Below are 18,180 nucleotides of genomic sequence, written 5' to 3' on the forward strand. Positions count from 1 at the left end.
CCTCGCCGCGGAGGCTCTGTGCGTCCGGAGCGGGCAGCTGGCCGCGAGCCAGCTTGCCGCTGGGCGTCAGGGGCAGGGCCTCCAGCGTGACGAACGCGGAGGGCACCATGTACTCGGGCAGCCGCGAGGCGAGCGCCTTGCGGAGCTGCTCCACCTCAGGCCCGGCCTCGGGCTGGGGGACGACGTACGCGACGAGGCGCTTGTCGCCGGGCACGTCCTCGCGCACCACGGCCGCCGCGTCACGCACGCCCGGGAGGTCGCGCAGCGCGGACTCGACCTCGCCTGGCTCCACGCGGTAGCCGCGCAGCTTCACCTGTCCGTCCAGGCGGCCCAGGAAGTCCACCGTGCCGTCCACCTTCCACTTCGCCGCGTCGCCGGTGCGGTACAGCCGCGCTCCGGGCTCGGTGCTGAACGGGTCGGGCACGAAGGCCTTCGCCGTCAGGTCCGGACGGTCCAGGTAGCCGTGCGCCAGGTGCGTGCCGCCGATGAACAGCTCGCCCGGCACGCCCACGGGGCAGGGCTGGCCATACGCGTCCAGCACGTACAGCTGCGTGTGCGCCAGCGGCGCGCCGATGCTCGGCAGCCGCGGCCACGAGGCCGGAGGCCCTTGCAGCCGGTACGCGGAGACGACGTGCGCCTCCGAGGGGCCGTACTGGTTCTCCAGCACGCACCCGGGCAGCTTCTCGAAGAAGGCCACCAGGGCCGGCGTCACCTGGAGCTGCTCGCCCGCCGTCACCACCTCGACGAGCGCGCGAGGCAGCGGCGCGCCGTGGGAGACGGCATCCGCCATGGCCTGGAGCGCGACGAACGGAAGGAACAGTCGTTCCACCGAGTGCCGGTCCATGAACCCCAGCAGCGCGGGGATGTCCTGGCGCAGGCCGCCGGTGGGCAGCAGCACCGTGCCACCCATCCACCAGGTGCTGAACAGCTCCTGGAAGGACACGTCGAAGTTGAGTGAAGCGAACTGCAGCGTGACACCCGCCGGACGGACGGAGCGCGGGTTCTGCCACGCCAGCAGGTAGCTCAGGGCCCGGTGGGGCATGGCGATGCCCTTGGGACGCCCGGTGCTGCCCGAGGTGTAGATGAAGTAGCAGCTCGCCTCCGGTGACACCTCCCGTGCCGGGGCGTGCGTGGGCTGGCGCGAGAGGGTGTCCGTCTCGGCGTCCATGCTCACCCGGCGCGCGCGCGTACCGGCGGGCAGCGCGGAGACCAGGTGCGACTGCGTGACGACGACCGGAGCCCCGGCGTCCTCCAGCATGAAGGCCAGTCGCTCGGCGGGGTAGTTGGGATCCAACGGCAGGTACGCAGCGCCGGCCTTGAGCGTGGCGAGCACGGCGACGGCCATGTCCAGGCTCTTGTCCAGGCACAAGCCCACGGTGCCGCCAGCGGGCACGCCCAGCTGAACCAGGTGGTGCGCGAGCTGGTTGGCGCGCGCGTCCAGCTCCGCGTAGGTGAGCGAGCGCGTCCCGTCGCTGACGGCCACCGCGTGCGGCGTGCGCGCGGCCTGGGCCTCCACGGGCCGGTGCACCAGCACGGGCGAGTGCGGCTCGTGCGAGGTGTCGTTGAAGCCCGCCAGGAGCTGGCTTCGCTCCTCTGCTCCGAGCAGCGGCAGGCTCCAGAGTGGCTGGCCCGGATCGGTGACCGCGGAATCCAGCAGCCCCGCCAGGTGCGAGGCCATGCGGCGCGCCGTCGCCTCGTCGAAGAGGTCGGTGTTGTATTCGAGCACGCCGGCCAGCGTGCTGCCGTGCTCTCCGACGAGCAGGGACAGGTCGAACTTGGACGTGCCGTTGTCCACGCCCGTCAGGCCGACGGACGGGCCGGAGCCGGTGCCTTCACCGGCCAGGGTGGTCTGCATCGCGAGCATGACCTGGAACAGCGGCGAGCGGCTCAGGTCGCGCTCGGGACGCAGCTCCTCCACCAGCTTCTCGAAGGGCACGTCCTGGTGAGCCTGGGCCCCGAGTGTCGTCTCACGCACCTGGGCCAGCAGCTCGCGGAAGGACATGCGCGGATTCATCCGGGCGCGCAGGACCAGGGTGTTGACGAAGAAGCCGATGAGCCCCTCCACCTCGGCGCGCTGGCGGTTGGCGATGGGCGAGCCCACCACGATGTCGTCCTGGCCCGAGTAGCGCGACAGCAGCGCCTGGAAGCCGGCCAGCAGCACCATGAAGGACGTGACGCCCTCACGCCGGCACAGCGCGTGGAGTCGCTCCAGTTGCGCCTTGTCCAGCCGCACCGGCACGCTGGCGCCGACGAACGTCTGCACCGGCGGGCGCGGCCTGTCGGTGGGCAGCTCCAGCGCGTGCGGCGCACCCGTGAGGTGCTTGCGCCACCACGACACCTGCTGCTCCAGCGCCTCGCCGTGCAGCCACCCGCGCTGCCACACCGCGTAGTCCGCGTACTGCAACGGCAGCGGCTGGAGCGGGGACGGCAGGCCCTGGGAGAACGCCTGGTAGAGCGCGCCCACCTCGCGGACGATGACGCCCGTGGACCAGCCGTCCGCGATGATGTGGTGCACCGTGAAGAGCAGCACGTGGTGCTGCTCGGACAGGCGCAGCAACACCGTGCGCAGCAGCGGCGCGCGCTCCAGGTCGAAGTGCTTCTGGGCCTCGGCCAGGGCGAGGCGCTGGGCCTCCGCCTCGCGCTCGGACTCGGGCACGTGGCCCAGGTCCACCACGGGCAGCGGCAGCTCCACCTCCGGGACGACGACCTGCACGGGCCCGTCCTCCAGCGACGGGAAGCGCGTGCGCAGCGCCTCGTGACGCTGGACGAGCTCGCGCAGGGCGCGCTCCAGTGCCTCGGTGTGCAGCGTCCCATGGAGCTGCACGGCGGTGGGGATGTTGTAGAAGGCGCTCTCCGGCTGCAGCCGGTCCAGGAACCACAGGCGCTGCTGGGCGAAGGACAGCGGCAGGTGTCCGTCACGGGCCGCCGGACGCAGCGGGGGCAGCGCGGTGCCCTGGCTGGACTGCTCCACCTTGAGCGCCAGTTCCTCCAGGGTGGGCGCCTCGAACAGGGCGCGCAGCGGCAGCTCCACGCGGAACGCCGCCCGGATGCGCGAGACGAGCTGGGTGGCCAGCAGCGAGTGACCGCCGAGGGCGAAGAAGTCGTCGTGACGGCCCACGCGCTCCACGCGCAGCACCTCGCACCACAGCGTGGCGAGCAGCTCCTCGGTGGGGGTGTGCGGGGCCACGTAGCCGGTGCCGGAAGTCTGCAGGACCGCGTCGGGCGCGGGCAGCGCCTTGCGGTCCACCTTGCCGTTGGGCGTGAGGGGGAAGGTGTCCAGGGCGACGAAGGCCGAGGGCACCATGAAGTCCGGCAGAGACTGGCGCACGTGCCGCCGCAGAGCGTCCACGTCGAGCAGCGCGCCCTCGGACGGCACCACGTAGGCCACCAGCCGCTTGTCACCGGGCACGTCCTCGCGGGCCACCACGACGGCGCCCTGGAGGTCCGGGTGCTGGCGCAGCGAGGACTCAATCTCCCCCAGCTCGATGCGGAAGCCGCGCACCTTCACCTGGTGGTCGATGCGGCCCAGGTACTCCAGCTGACCGTCGGACAGCCGGCGCACCAGGTCGCCCGTGCGGTACGCGCGCGCGCCGGGCACCTCTCCGAGCGCGTCGGGCACGAAGCGCTCGGCGGTCAGCTCCGGCCTTCCGAGGTAGCCACGCGCCAGTCCGGCGCCGGCCAGGAACAGCTCGCCCGGCACTCCGATGGGCTGCAACCCACCGCGCGCGTCGAGGATGAAGGCGCTCGTCTCCGGCAGGGGCAGGCCGATGGTGGGCTCGCCCGGGCCTTCCGGCACGCGGGTGAAGGTGGAGTAGGTGGTGTCCTCGGTGGGGCCGTAGAGGTTGAAGACGTGCTGGACGGTGCCCGTGGCGTAGAGGCCTCGCACCAGCGCGCCCGGGAGGGCCTCGCCGGCGAGGTTGATGGTCCGCGCGGACGGCGGAATGGCGCCCAGCCGCAGCAGCTCCGCGATGGCGGAGGGCACGGTGTTGATGAGTGTCACCTCCCCTGCGGCGGGCAGCGAGGCCAGGTGCAGCGCGTTGTCCGCCAGGATGACGGTGCCGCCGCACGCGAGGGGTGCGAACAGCTCGAAGACGGAGAGGTCGAAGCAGATGGAGGTGGCCGCCAGCGTGCCGGCCAGCTGCTCACGGGTGAAGGTGCGCGTGGCCCAGTCGAGGAATGCGGTGGAGCTGGCGTGGGAGATGGCCACGCCCTTGGGCCTGCCGGTGGAGCCGGACGTGTAGATGACATGCGACAGGTTGTCCGGCACCGCGAGGCAGGCCGGAGCGGAGGAGGGCAGCGAGTCGAAGCCCTCGGGCAGCGCGTCGAGGTGGACGGTGGGCAGGTCGGCCGTCTCGAGCTGGAGCGTGGCCAGCAGGGCGCCATGGGAGAGCAGCAGGCGCGCGCCGGAGTCGACGAGCGTGAAGTCCAGGCGCTGGCGCGGATACTCCGGGTCCAGCGGGACGTAGGTGCCCCCGGCCTTGAGCACGGCCAGAAGCGACACGAGCAGGTCGGCCGACCGCTTCATGCAGACCGCGACGCGCACCTCGGGCCCGACGCCCAGGGACAGCAGGTGCCACGCGAGCCGGTTGGCGCGCGCGTCGAGCTGCCGGTAGGAGAGGCGCTCCGTGCCGGCGACGAGCGCCAGGGCGTCCGGCGTGCGCGCGGTCTGCTCGGAGACGAGCTGCGGGATGAGGGCCCGGCGCAGCGACGTGCGCGTGTCGTTCCACTCCGTCAGCAGGGTGTGGCGCTCGGCGGGAGGCAGCAGCGGCAGGTCCAGCACGCGCTGCTCGGGGTGCGCGGTGGCGGCCTCCAGGAGCACCTGGAGGTGGCTCACGAGGCGGCGGACGGTGTCCTCGCGGAACAGGTCCGTGCAGTACTCCACGGTGCCGCCCAGGCCCTCGGCGGTGGTGGCGAAGCTGAGGGTGAGGTCGAACTTGGAGGTGTGGCTCTCCATCTCCAGGGGCTGGAGGTCACGCGCGCTGTCGGGCCGCGCCTCCGGCGCCGAGGCGCGCGGTTCCTCCTGGTTCTGGAGGATGACCATCACCTGGAACAGCGGCGAGCGGCTCTGGTCGCGCCGGGGCTGCAGCTCCTCCACGAGCTTCTCGAAGGGCACGTCCTGATGCGCGTAGGCGCCCAGGGTGCTCTCACGCACGCGGCCCAGCAGCTCGCGGAAGGACGGGTTGTCACCCAGCCGGGAGCGCAGGGCGAGGGTGTTGATGAAGAACCCGATGAGGCCTTCGAGCTCCGCGAAGCGGCGGCCCGCGATGGGCGAGCCGACGACGACATCGTCCTGGCCCGAGTAGCGGGACAGCAGCGTCTGCGTCGCGGCCAGGAGCACCATGAAGGGCGTGGCGCCCTCCTTCTGGGACAGGGCCTTCAGCGCGCGGCCCAGCGCGGCGGGGAACTGGAACGCGAGCGTCGCGCCACGGAAGGACTGCACGGGCGGACGCGGGAAGTCGGTGGGCAGCTCCAGCGCATGGGGTGCGCCCGCCAGGTGCTGCTTCCAGAAGGCGACCTGCTGCTCCAGCGCCTCGCCCCGCAGCCACGCGTTCTGCCACACGGCGTAGTCCGGGTACTGGATGGGCAGCTCGGGCAGGGGGGAGGGGCGGCCCATGGCGAAGGCCAGGTAGAGCGCCTGGCTCTCCCGCACCATCACGCCCATGGACCAACCGTCGGAGACGATGTGGTGGAGGTTGAGCAGCAGCACGTGCTGGTGCGCGTCCACGCGCAGCAGGGTGGCGCGCAGCAGCGGCCCCGTGGACAGGTCGAAGGGACGGACGGCCTCCGCCTGGGCGATGCGCCGCGCCTCGGCCTCGCGGTCCTCTCGCCCGCTCAGGTCCACGATGGGGAGCTGGAAGTCCGCGGGCGGAAGGATGACCTGGAAGGGCGAGCCGGACTCTTCCTGGAAGGTGGTGCGCAGCGACTCGTGGCGACGCAGCAGCTCGGAGATGGCGCGCTCCAACGCCGTCACATCCAGCGGACCGTCCATGCGCAGCGCCGTGGGCATGTTGTAGGTCGCGGTGCCGGGCTGCAGCCGGTCCAGGAACCACAGGCGCTGCTGGGCGAAGGACAGCGGCAGGCGGCCTTCACGGGCGGCGGGGCGCAGCGGCGGCAGCACGGTGCCCTGGCCGGCCTTGTCCACCGCGAGCGCGAGCCGCTCCAGGGTGGAGGACTCGAAGAGGGCGCGCAGGGGCAGCTCCACGCCGAAAGCAGCGCGGATGCGAGCCACTGCCTGGGTGGCCAGCAGGGAGTGGCCGCCGAGGGCGAAGAAGTCATCGTGGCGGCCGACCTTCTCGACGCGGAGAAGCTGTGCCCAGAGCGCGGCGAGCTGGCGCTCGGTGGCTGTCTCTGGCGCCACGTAGGTGGTGGCAGCCGAGGAGGAAGCCTCGGGCAGCGGCAGGGCCTTGCGGTCCACCTTGCCGTTGGGCGTGAGGGGGAAGGCGCCCAATGCGACGAAGGCCGAGGGCACCATGTACTCGGGCAGCCGCTCCTTGAGGAACGCGCGCAGGGTGGCGGCCTCGGGGGCCGCGTCCCGCGAGGTGAAGTACGCCACCAGGCGCTTGTCACCGGGCACGTCCTCGCGAGCCAGCACCAGCGCGTGACTCACCGCCGGGTGCTGAGCCAGGGCGGACTCCAGCTCGCCCAGCTCGATGCGGAAGCCGCGCAGCTTCACCTGGAAGTCGGTGCGGCCCAGGTACTCCAGCGTGCCGTCCGCCTTCCAGCGCGTCAGGTCGCCCGTGCGGTACAGGCGTGCACCAGGGAGGCCGCTGAACGCGTCCGGCACGAAGCGCTCGGCCGTCAGCTCCGGCCGGCCCAGGTATCCGCGCGCCAGCGCCACGCCGCCGATGAACAGCTCGCCCGGTACTCCCACGGGCACCGGCTGCCCGTACGTGTCCAGCACGTACAGCCGGGTGTTGGACAGCGCCTTGCCCAGCGGAGGTGACTGCCCGTCGGCCGCGCACGCATGGAGCGTGGCGATGACGGTGGCCTCGGTGGGGCCATACGCGTTGAACAGGCGGCGGCCCGGAGCCCAGCGGGAGACGAGCTCCGCGTTGGCGGCCTCGCCACCGGAGATGAGGACGCGCGGCCACTCCAGCTCCTCGGCGGGAAGCAGCGCGAGGACGGAGGGCGGCAGCAGGACGGAGTCGATGCGGTGCCGATTCAGCAGCGCGACGAGCGAGGGCCCCGGCAGCAGCTCCTCGCGCGGCGCGAGGCACAGGGTTGCGCCCGTCAGCAGCGCGGTCATCACCTCGTAGACGGAGGCGTCGAAGCTGAACGACGCGAACTGGAGCACGCGCTGGCCGGGCTGGAGGCCGGTGGCACGCGCCATGTGCTGCACCAGCGCGGGCACGCCGCGGTGGGTGACGGCCACGCCCTTGGGTCTGCCCGTGGAGCCGGAGGTGTAGATGATGTACGCGAGATGGTCGGCCGAGCCGCGCGTGGGCGGAGCGGAGTCCGGGCGCGCGGAGATGGCGGACGCCTCGGAGTCGAGCGACACCACCTGCCCGGCGAAGGAGGGCAGGTCGGCGGCGAGCCGGGCGTGCGTGAGCAGGACGCGGGCGCCGCAGTCCTGGAACATGTAGGCCAGTCGCTCGCGCGGGTAAGCCGGGTCCAGGGGCACGTAGGCGCCACCGGCCTTGAGCACGCCGAGCAGGCCGATGACGAGGTCGAACGAGCGCTCGACGCAGAGTCCCACGGTGTCATCCGGGCCGACGCCCAGCGAGCGCAGGTGCCACGCGAGCTGGTTCGCGCGAGCCTCCAGCTCGCGGTACGTGAGGTGCTGGTCGCCGAAGACCAGGGCGGTGGCCTCGGGCGTGAGGGCGGCCTGGGCGTCGAACAACTCATGGATGCACGCGCCATCCGGGAAGGGCGCGGCCGTGTCGTTCCAGTCCACCAGGAGCGTCTGGCGCTCCTCGGGCGACAGGAAGGACAGCTCGGACAGGCGCCTGTCAGGGGCGGCGGTGGCGGCCTCCAGCACCAGCCGCAGGTGCGCGGCGAGGCGCCGGGCGGTCTCCTCGCGGAAGAGGTCGGTGCAGTACTCCAGCGCGCAGTACAGGCCCTCGGGCGACTCGTTGAGGGTGAGGGACAGGTCGAACTTCGCGGTGCGGTTCTCCAGGAGGACGGGCTGGAGGGTGAGCGGCTCGCGCGCGCTGGGGAGGTTCGTGGCGCGCGGCGCGTTCTGCAGCACCATGACGGCCTGGAACAGCGGCGTGCGGCTCAGGCTGCGGTGTGGCTGCACCTCCTCCACCAGCTTCTCGAAGGGCAGGTCCTGGTGCGCATAGGCGCCCAGCAGCGTCTCCTTCACTCGGCCCAGCAGCTCACGGAAGGTGGGCTCGCCGTCCAGGAGGGTGCGCAGCGCGAGCGTGTTGACGAAGAAGCCGATGAGCCCTTCCAGCTCGGTGAAGCGGCGGCCGGCGATGGGCGAGCCCACGACGACATCGTCCTGGCCCGAGTACCGGGACAGGAGCAACTGGAACGAGGCCAGCAGGCCCATGAAGAGGGTGGCGCCCTCCTTCTGGCAGAGCGCCTCCATGGCCCGCGTGGTCTCCGCCGGGAGGCGGAACTCCAGCGTGGCGCCGCGCTGCGACTGCACGGGAGGACGCGGGAAGTCCGTGGGCAGCTCCAGTACCTGGGGCGCTCCGGCCAGGTGGTGCTTCCACCAGGACAGCTGCGACTCCAGCGCCTCGCCCTGGAGCCACGTGTGCTGCCACACCGAGTAGTCCGCGTACTGGAGGGACAGCTCCGGCAGCGGAGAGGGCAGGCCCCGGCTGAAGGCCGAGTACAGCGCGGCCACTTCCTGGATCAGCACGCCCATGGACCACGCATCCGAGACGACGTGGTGCATCGTCAGCAGCAGCACATGCTGCTGCTCGGACAGGCGCAGCAGCGTCACGCGCAGCAGCGGGCCAGTGCCCAGGTTGAACGGACGGCCCATCTCCACCTGTGCCAGCCGGAAGGCCTCGGCCTCGCGCTCGGCGACCTCACCCAGGTCCACCACCGGGAGGTGGAAGTGGACGTGCGGATGGATGCGCTGCACGGGCACGCCACCCTCCATCTCGAAGGTGGTGCGCAGGGCTTCGTGGCGGCGGAACAGCTCGGAGAACGCACGCTCCAGGGCCGCCACGTCCAGGACACCGTCCAGCCGCAGCGCGGTGGGCAGGTTGTAGGTGGCGGTGCCGGGCTGGAGCTGGTCCAGGAACCACAGGCGCTGCTGAGCGAAGGACAGCGGCAGCGGCCCATTCAGGGGCGCCACGCTCGGCGCGGGCAGGCCGGCGCCCTGGCCGGACGCGAGGGCGGCGTCCACCTTCCGGGCCAACTCCTCCAGCGTGGGCGCCTCGAAGAGCACGCGCAGCGGCAGGTCGATGCCGAACAGGTTGCGCAGGCGAGCGATGGCCTGCGTCGCGATGACGGAGTGGCCGCCCAGCTCGAAGAAGCCGTCGTGGACGCCAATCTGCGTCACGCCCAGCAGCCGGCTCCACAGCTCGGCCAGGGCCTGCTCGGTGGGGGTGCGCGGCGCGACGAAGTCCCGGCGTGCCTCGGCGGAGGCATCGGGCGCGGGCAGCGCCTTGTGGTCCACCTTGCCGTTGGGCGTCAGGGGCAGCACGTCCAGCCGGACGAGGGACGCAGGCACCATGTACTCGGGCAGCCGCTCCTTGAGGAACTGGCGCAGCGCCTCCACCTCCACCACCTGGCCGGGTGCCGGCACGGCGTAGCCCACCAGCCTGCGGCCCAGGGGGCCGTCCTCGCGCACCACCACCACCGCGCCGCGCACGGCGGGGTGCGCGGCCAGGGCGGACTCCACCTCGCCCAATTCAATGCGGAAGCCACGCACCTTCACCTGCGTGTCCACGCGGCCCAGGAAGTCCAGCTCGCCATTGGCGCGCCACTTCACCCGGTCTCCGGTGCGGTACAGGCGCGCACCCGACTCGTGCGCGAAGGGCGAGGGCACGAAGCGCTCCGCCGTCAGCGCGGGACGGCCCAGGTAGCCGCGAGCGACGCCCACGCCGCCCAGGTACAGCTCGCCCGGCACGCCCACGGGCACCGGCTGCAGCGAGGCGTCCAGGACATAGGTGCGCACGTTGGCCAGCGGCTGGCCGATGGAGGGGGCCCGCCCGTCCGGCTCGCAGTCCGTGAGGGTGGCCACCACGGTGCCCTCGGTGGGGCCGTAGGTGTTGAGGAAGCGCCGGCCCTTGCCCCACCGCTCGACGATGTCCGCCGAGCAGGCCTCGCCGCCGGAGATGACGGTGCGCAGCGCGGGCAGCCCCGTGGACTCCGTGGCCGCCAGCGCGGCGGGCGTGAGGCTCACCGCGGTGATGGCCTGCTCACGCAGGAAGGAGTGCAGCGGCTCACCCGGCATCAGCCGCTCCAGCGGAGCGAGGTGCAGCGTGCCGCCCGCGCACAGCGTGGTGAAGACTTCCTCCACGGAGATGTCGAAGCCCAGGTTGGCGAACTGCAACATCCGCGTGTCCGGGCCCACTTCGTAGGCCCGGGCTTCCTGGGTCACCAGGTTGCACACGCCGCGGTGCTCCACCAGGACGCCCTTGGGCTGGCCGGTGGAGCCGGAGGTGTAGATGACGTAGGCGGTGTTGCGCGCGGTGGCGCCCGAGTGCACCGGCGCGCCGCTCTCCGCCTCCAGCTCCGAGCGCTGCGCGTCCAGCAGCAGCACGCGCGCGGGAGGGCGGGAGAATCGCCCGAGCAGGGGCTGCTGCGTCACCAGGGCGCGAGCGCCGCTGTCCTCCAGCATGAAGGCCAGGCGCTCCCGAGGGAGGGACGGGTCCAGCGGCAGGTACGCGCCGCCGGCATGCATGATGCCCACGAGCGCGACCACCAGCTCCAGTGAGCGCTCCACGCAGACGCCGACGATGGAGTCGGGGCCCACGCCCTCGCGGCGCAGCCAGTGCGCGAGCTGGTTGGCCCGGTGCTCCAGCTCGGCGTACGTCAGGCGCTGGCCGTCCACGACGGCGGCGAGGGCCTCCGGGGCGAGCCGTGCCTGCTCGCGGATGAGGGCGTCCACGGTGGTGTCGTCCGGGAAGTCCGCGTTGGCGCCGCTCCACTCGACGAGCAGCCGGTGGCGCTCCTCGTCGTCGAGCAGGGACACCTGGGACAGCCGCAGCTCCGGCCGGGTCACCAGCGTGGCGACGGCGCGCTGCACGTGCGCGAGGAACCGCTCGGCCGTGGCGGGCTCGAACAGCTCGGTGCTGTACTCGAGCTGACCGGTGAAGCCCGAAGCGCTCTCGGTCACCGTGAGCGTCATGTCGAACTTCGAGGCGTTGGCGGGCGGTTCCACCGGGCGCACCGCGAGCCCCGGCAGCTCCAGGTCCACCGGTGCCACGTTCTGCAGGATGAACATGACGCGGAAGAACCCCCCCCCGCCGGCCTGCATCGGCCGGAGGCTCTCGAAGGGAACGTACTGGTGGGCGTAAGCGTCCAGGGCGACGCCGCGCACGCGGCCCAGCAGCTCGCGCAGGGAGGGGTCGCCGTCGAGCCGGGTGCGCAGCACCAGGGTGTTGAGGAAGAAGCCGACCAGGCCCTCGAGCTCGGCCTGGTTGCGGCCGGCGATGGGCGAGCCGACGACGATGTCGTCCTGGCCGGAGTAGCGGCCGAGCACGAGCTGGAAGGCGGCCAGCAGGGCCATGAAGGGCGTGGCGCTCTCACGGCGGCACAGCTCCGTCAGCGCGGCGGAGAGCTCGGGGCTCAGCTTCAGTGCGGCGTGCCCGCCGGGGTGCAGTGGCGCCTTCGGGCGGGGGAAGTCGGTGGGCAGTTCCAGGTCGGACGCGCCGTCCAACTGCTGCTGCCACCACTCGAGCTGCGCGTCGAGCGTCTCGCCTTGCAGCCACTCACGCTGCCAGACGGCGAAGTCGGCGTACTGGAGCGTGGGCTCCGGCAGGGGAGACGGCTGCCCCGCGGAGAAGGCCTGGAAGAGCGCGCTCAGCTCCCGCGCCAGCACCCCCACGGACCACAGGTCCGAGATGATGTGGTGCATCATCAGCATCAGGACGTGGTCTGTCGCCCCGAGTCGCAGCAGCAGGCCCCTGAAGAGCGGACCCTGTGCCAGGTCGAAGGGCCGCTCGTGCTCGGCGGCCAGCTGGCGCCTGGCTTCCTCTTCGGGCGTCTCGTGTCCGGACAGGTCCACGAGGGGAAGCAGGAAGGGCGCGGGTGGGTGGATGAGCTGGACGGGAGGCCCGTCCGAGCCCGCGCGGAAGTTGGTGCGCAGGGACTCGTGACGCCGCACCAGCTCCGTGAGGCCGCGCTGGAGGAGGGAGACGTCCAGGTCTCCCTCCAGCCGGACCAGGAACGGCATGTGGTACGCGGTGCTCCCTGGCTGGAGCTGGTCCAGGAACCACAGGCGCTGCTGAGCGAAGGACAGCGGCAGCGCTGCATTCCGGGGCACCGGGCTCGGCGCGGGCAGGCTGGAGCCCTGGCCGGACGCGAGGGTGGCGTCCACCTTCCGGGCCAGCGCCTCCAGCGTGGGCGCCTCGAAGAGCACGCGCAGCGGCAGGTCGATGCCGAACAGGTTGCGCAGGCGAGCGATGGCCTGCGTCGCGATGACGGAGTGGCCACCCAGCTCGAAGAAGCCGTCGTGGACGCCAATCTGCGTCACGCCCAGCAGCTGGCTCCACAGCTCGGCCAGGGTCTGCTCGGTGGCGGTGCGCGGCGCGACGAAGTCCCGGCGTGCCTCGGCGGAGGCATCGGGCGCGGGCAGCGCCTTGTGGTCCACCTTGCCGTTGGGTGTCAGGGGCAGCACGTCCAGCCGGACGAGGGACGCAGGCACCATGTACTCGGGCAGCCGCTCCTTGAGGAACCGGCGCAGCGCCTCCACCTCCACCACCTGGCCGGGTGCCGGCACGGCGTAGCCCACCAGCCTGCGGCCCAGCGGGCCGTCCTCGCGCACCACCACCACCGCGCCGCGCACGGCGGGGTGCGCGGCCAGGGCGGACTCCACCTCACCCAATTCAATGCGGAAGCCACGCACCTTCACCTGCGTGTCCACGCGGCCCAGGAAGTCCAGCTCGCCGCTGGAGCGCCACTTCACCCGGTCTCCCGTGCGGTACAGGCGCGCTCCGGGCTCGCGGCTGAAGGGGTGGGGCACGAAGCGCTCGGCCGTCAGCGACGGGCGGCCCAGGTAGCCGCGAGCGACGCCCACGCCTCCCAGGTACAGCTCGCCCGGCACGCCCGTGGGGACGGGCCGCAGCCCCGTGTCCAGCACGTACGTCTCCACATTGGCCAGCGGCTGGCCGATGGAGGGGGCCCGCCCGTCCGGCTCGCAGGCGGTGAGGGTGGCCACCACGGTGCCCTCGGTGGGGCCGTAGGTATTGAGGAAGCGGCGGCCCCGGCCCCACCGCTCGACGATGTCCGCCGAGCAGGCCTCGCCGCCGGAGATGACGGTGCGCAGCGCGGGCAGTCCGCTGGACTCCGTGACCGCCAGTGCGGCGGGCGTGAGGCTCACCGCGGTGATGGCCTGCTCACGCAGGAAGGCGTGCAGCGGCTCACCCGGCATCAGCCGCTCCAGCGGAGCCAGGTGCAGCGTGCCGCCCGCGCACAGCGTGGTGAAGACTTCCTCCACGGAGATGTCGAAGCCCAGGTTGGCGAACTGCAACATGCGCGTGCCGGGGCCCACCTCGTACGCACGGGCCTCGTGCGTCACGAGGTTGCACACGCCGCGGTGCTCCACCAGGACGCCCTTGGGCTGGCCGGTGGAGCCGGAGGTGTAGATGACGTAGGCAATGTTGCGCGAGGTGGCGCCCGCGTGCACCGGCGCGCCGCTCTCCGCCTCCAGCGCCTCCTGCTGCGCGTCCAGCAGCACTACGCGCGAGGGAGGACGCGAGAAGCGCCCGAGCAGGGGCTGCTGCGTCACCAGGGCGCGAGCGTTGCTGTCCTCCAGCATGAAGGCCAGGCGCTCCCGAGGCAGGGACGGGTCCAGCGGCAGGTACGCGCCGCCGGCATGCAGGATGCCCACGAGAGCGACCACCAGCTCCAGCGAGCGCTCCACGCAGACGCCGACGATGGAGTCGGGGCCCACGCCCTCGCGGCGCAGGCGGCTCGCGAGCTGGTTGGCCCGGTGCTCCAGCTCGGCGTACGTCAGGCGCTGGCCGTCCACCACGGCGGCGAGGGCCTCCGGGGCAAGCCGCGCCTGCTCGCGGATGAGCGCGTCCACGGTGGTGCCATCCGGGAAGTCCGCGCGGGCGCCGCTCCACTCGACCAGGAGCCGGTGGCGCTCCTCGTCGTCGAGCAGGGACACCTGAGACAGCCGCAGCTCCGGCCGGGTCACCAGGGTGGCGATGGCATGCTGGAGGTGGGCCAGGAGCCGCTCGGCCGTGGCTGGCTCGAACAGCTCGGTGCTGTACTCGAGCTGACCGGTGAAGCCCGAAGCGCCCTCGTCGATGGCGAGGGTCAGGTCGAACTTCGCGGCGTTGACCGGTGGTTCCACCGGGCGCAGCGCGAGCCCAGGCAGGTCCAGGTCCATGCGGGCCACGTTCTGCAGCATGAACATGACGCGGAAGAGCTGGGCTCCGTCGGTCTGCAGGGGCCTGAGGTGCTCGAAGGGAACGTACTGGTGGGCGTAAGCGTCCAGGGCGACGCCGCGCACGCGGCCCAGCAGCTCGCGCAGGGAGGGGTCGCCGTCGAGCCGGGTGCGCAGCACCAGGGTGTTGAGGAAGAAGCCGACCAGGCCCTCGAGCTCGGCCTGGTTGCGGCCGGCGATGGGCGAGCCGACGACGATGTCGTCCTGGCCGGAGTAGCGGCTGAGCACGAGCTGGAAGGCGGCCAGCAAAGCCATGAAGGGCGTGGCGCCCTCACGGCGGCACAGCTCCGTCAGCGCGGCGGACAGCTCGGGGCCCAGCTTCAGCGCGGCATGTCCTCCGGGACTCCGGGGCGTCTTCGGGCGGGGGAAGTCGGTGGGCAGCTCCAGGTCGGGCGCGCCGTCCAGCTGCTGCTGCCACCACTTGAGCTGCGCGTCGAGTGTCTCACCCTGGAGCCACTCGCGCTGCCAGGCCGCGAAGTCGGCGTACTGGAGCGTGGGCTCCGGCAGGGGAGATGGCTGTCCCGCGGTGAAGGCCTGGAAGAGCGCGCTCAGCTCCCGCACCAGCACACCCACGGACCACAGGTCCGAGATGATGTGGTGCATCGTCAGCATCAGGACGTGGTCTCTCGCCCCGAGCCGCATCAACACGCCCTGGAAGAGCGAACCGTTTGCCAGGTCGAAGGGCTGGAAGCGCTCGGTGAACAGCTGGCGCCGTGCCTCCTCTTCGGGCGTCTCGTGTCCGGACACGTCCACGATGGGGAGCAGGAAGGACGCGGGTGGGTGGATGACCTGGACGGGAGGCCCGTCCGTGCCCGCGCGGAAGTTGGTGCGCAGGGACTCGTGGCGGCGCACCAGCTCCGTGAGGCTGCGCTGGAGGGTGGAGACGTCCAGGTCTCCCTCCAGCCGGACCAGGAACGGCATGTGGTACGCGCTGCTCCCGGGCTGGAGCTGGTCCAGGAACCACAGGCGCTGCTGGGTGAAGGAGAGCGGCAGCGCGGAGTCACGCGAGGCACGCCGCAGCGGAGGCACCGCCAGGCTGTCGCCGATGCGAGGCGCGGCCTGGATGTGAGTGGCCAGCGCGGCGACGGTGGGCGCCTCGAAGAGGGCGCGCAGGGGCACGTCCACGCCGAAGGCGGCGCGGATGCGAGACACGGCCTGGGTGGCCAGCAGGGAGTGGCCGCCCAGGGCGAAGAAGTCGTCCAGCGCTCCCACCCGGGGGACGCCCAGCACGGAGGCGTACAGCTCGGCGAGCTGCTGTTCCAGCGGCGTGCGGGGCTCGACGTAGGAGAGGCCCGAGGAGAGCAACGCCACGGTGGGAGCGGGCAGGGCCTTGCGGTCCACCTTGCCATTGGGCGTGAGCGGGAAGGCGTCCAGCGAGACGAAGAAGGAGGGCACCAGCTGCTCGGGCATCTGATGACGGGCCCAGGAGAGCAGCGCGCCTGCATCCAGCGTGCGGCCAGCTTGAGGCACCAGCCACGCCACCAACCGCCCGTCGCCGTTGTTGTCGCGGTGCACGCCCGCGACGGCCTGGGCCACCTCTGGGTGACGGGAGAGTGCGGCTTCGACTTCGCCCAGCTCGATGCGGAAGCCACGCACCTTCACCTGGAAGTCGGCGCGGCCGAGGAAGTCCAGGGTGCCGTCATGCCGCCAGCGCGCCAGGTCGCCGGTGCGGTACATGCGGCCACCCGGCGCGGTGGAGAACGGGTCTGGAATGAAGCGCTCGGCCGTCAACTCAGGGCGGCGCAGGTAGCCACGCACGACGCCCTCACCGGAGATGAACAGCTCTCCGGGCACGCCGACGGGCACCGGCTGGCTGCGGGTGTCCAGCACGTACAGGCGCGTGTTGGCGATGGGAGTGCCGAGGGAGACGGTGGCGACCGCGTCGGAGTCCTTCACGCGGTGGGTGGAGGACCAGACGGTGGTCTCCGTCGGGCCGTACATATTGGTGAGGGTCGTGTGGGGCAGCGCGGCACGGAGCGAGCGCGCCAGGGTGCCGGGCAGGGCTTCGCCGCCCACGAGCAGGTGGCGCAGCGACTTGAGCGAGGCAACGGCTTCGGGAGCCAGCACCAGGGTGCGCGCGAAGGAGGGCGTGCACTGGAGGTGCGTGACGGCGTGGCGGCGCAGCACCTCGGGCAGCGAAGGCGCCTTCCCGCCACGCGAGGCGGCATGCTCGTCATGCAGGACGACGTGCAGGCCGCGGCTCAGCGTCCACAGCAGCTCCAGAACATGGATGTCGAAGGAGATGGAGGTGACGGCCAGCCAGGTGCCGGCGGAGGAGGCCTCCAGCAGTCCGTCCATGGAGGCGAGGAAGTTGGCGGCGGTGCGGTGGGGCACCATGACGCCCTTGGGCAGGCCGGTGCTGCCCGAGGTGTAGATGACGTACGCCAGGTGCTCCGCCTGAGAGGCCCCCGGCGCCACCGTGGCCTCGGCCTCCCCAGTGGCGTCCTCGAAGCGCAGCACCGACAGCCCTTCGCCAGGCACGGTGTCGAGGAGGGACTGGTGCGTCAGCAGGACGGAGGCGCCGGAGTCGCGGAGCATGTACGCGAGTCGGTCGGCGGGGTAGTTCGGGTCCAGCGGGAGGTAGGCGCCACCGGCGTGGAGGATGGCCAGCAACCCGGCCACCATGTCGCAGGAGCGCACGGCGCACAGGCCCACGGGCATGTCGGGGCGAACGCCCATCGCCTGGAGACGGCGGGACAGTCGCACCACGCGCTGGTGGAGCTGGCGGTAGGTGAGCTGCTCATCACCAGAGGACAGCGCCAGGGCGTCCGGAGTGCGCGCCACCTGCGCCTCGAACTGGAGCTGAAGCGGCGCGGCCTCGAAGGAGCGGGCCGTGTCATTCCAGCCGACGAGCAGTTGCTCGCGCTCGCGAGCCTCCAGCAGCGGAATGGCGGACAGGGGCAGGAGGGGATTTGCCAGCGCGCCTTCGAGCAGCGTGGCCAGGTGCGATGCCATCCGTTCCGCGGTGCGCGGCAGGAAGAGGCGGGTGTTGTATTGGAAGGTGCCCGCGAAGCCCTCGGGCGACTCACCCATCGACAGCTCCAGGTCGAACCGGGCGACGCTGGTGCCCTCTCCAAACGGAGTGATGCGCAGGTCCGTGTTCTCGGCGGACCCGCCCGGGGTGTTCTGCAGCGTGAAGAACACCTGGAACAGCGGAGTGCGGTCCAGCGCACGTCCCGGCGCGAGCGCCTCGACGAGCTTCTCGAAGGGAATGTCCTGGTGGGACTGGGCCCCCAGCGTGGCCTCGCGCACCCGGGCCACCAGCTGCGTCAGCGACGGCTGGTCATCCAACCGCGAGCGCAGGGCGAGCGTGTTGACGAAGAAGCCGATGAGGCCCTCCAGCTCGGCGAAGCGGCGGCCGGCGGTGGGCGAGCCGACGACGACATCGTCCTGGCCCGAGTACCGGGACATCAACGCCTGGAAGGCAGCCAGGAGCACGATGAAGGGGGTGACGCCTTGCTGCTGGCAGAACGCGCGCAGGGCGTCGGACAGCGGGCGCGACAAGCGGATGGGAGCAGCGGCGCCGTGGAAGGTCTGAAGGGGCGGGCGGGCGAAGTCGGTGGGCAGCTCCAGCGCCTGGGGCGCGCCCTTCAGGTGCTCACGCCACCACGCGAGCTGGTTCTCCAGCGCCTCACCCTGCAACCAGGAGCGCTGCCACA

At 72.1% G+C, this 18,180-nt stretch carries 1 protein-coding gene (only partly in view); it reads right to left on the minus strand.

Going from position 1 to position 18,180, the window contains the following annotated elements:
* Positions 1–18,180 carry part of the coding region annotated (locus G4D85_RS47975) for a non-ribosomal peptide synthetase (protein WP_164021767.1) on the minus strand (this coding region is incomplete at both ends). Its footprint begins 12,810 nt before the window's first position, so 18,180 of the 30,990 annotated nt are shown.

The sequence above is a fragment of the Pyxidicoccus trucidator genome, from assembly GCF_010894435.1.
Taxonomy (GTDB): Bacteria; Myxococcota; Myxococcia; order Myxococcales; family Myxococcaceae; genus Myxococcus; species Myxococcus trucidator.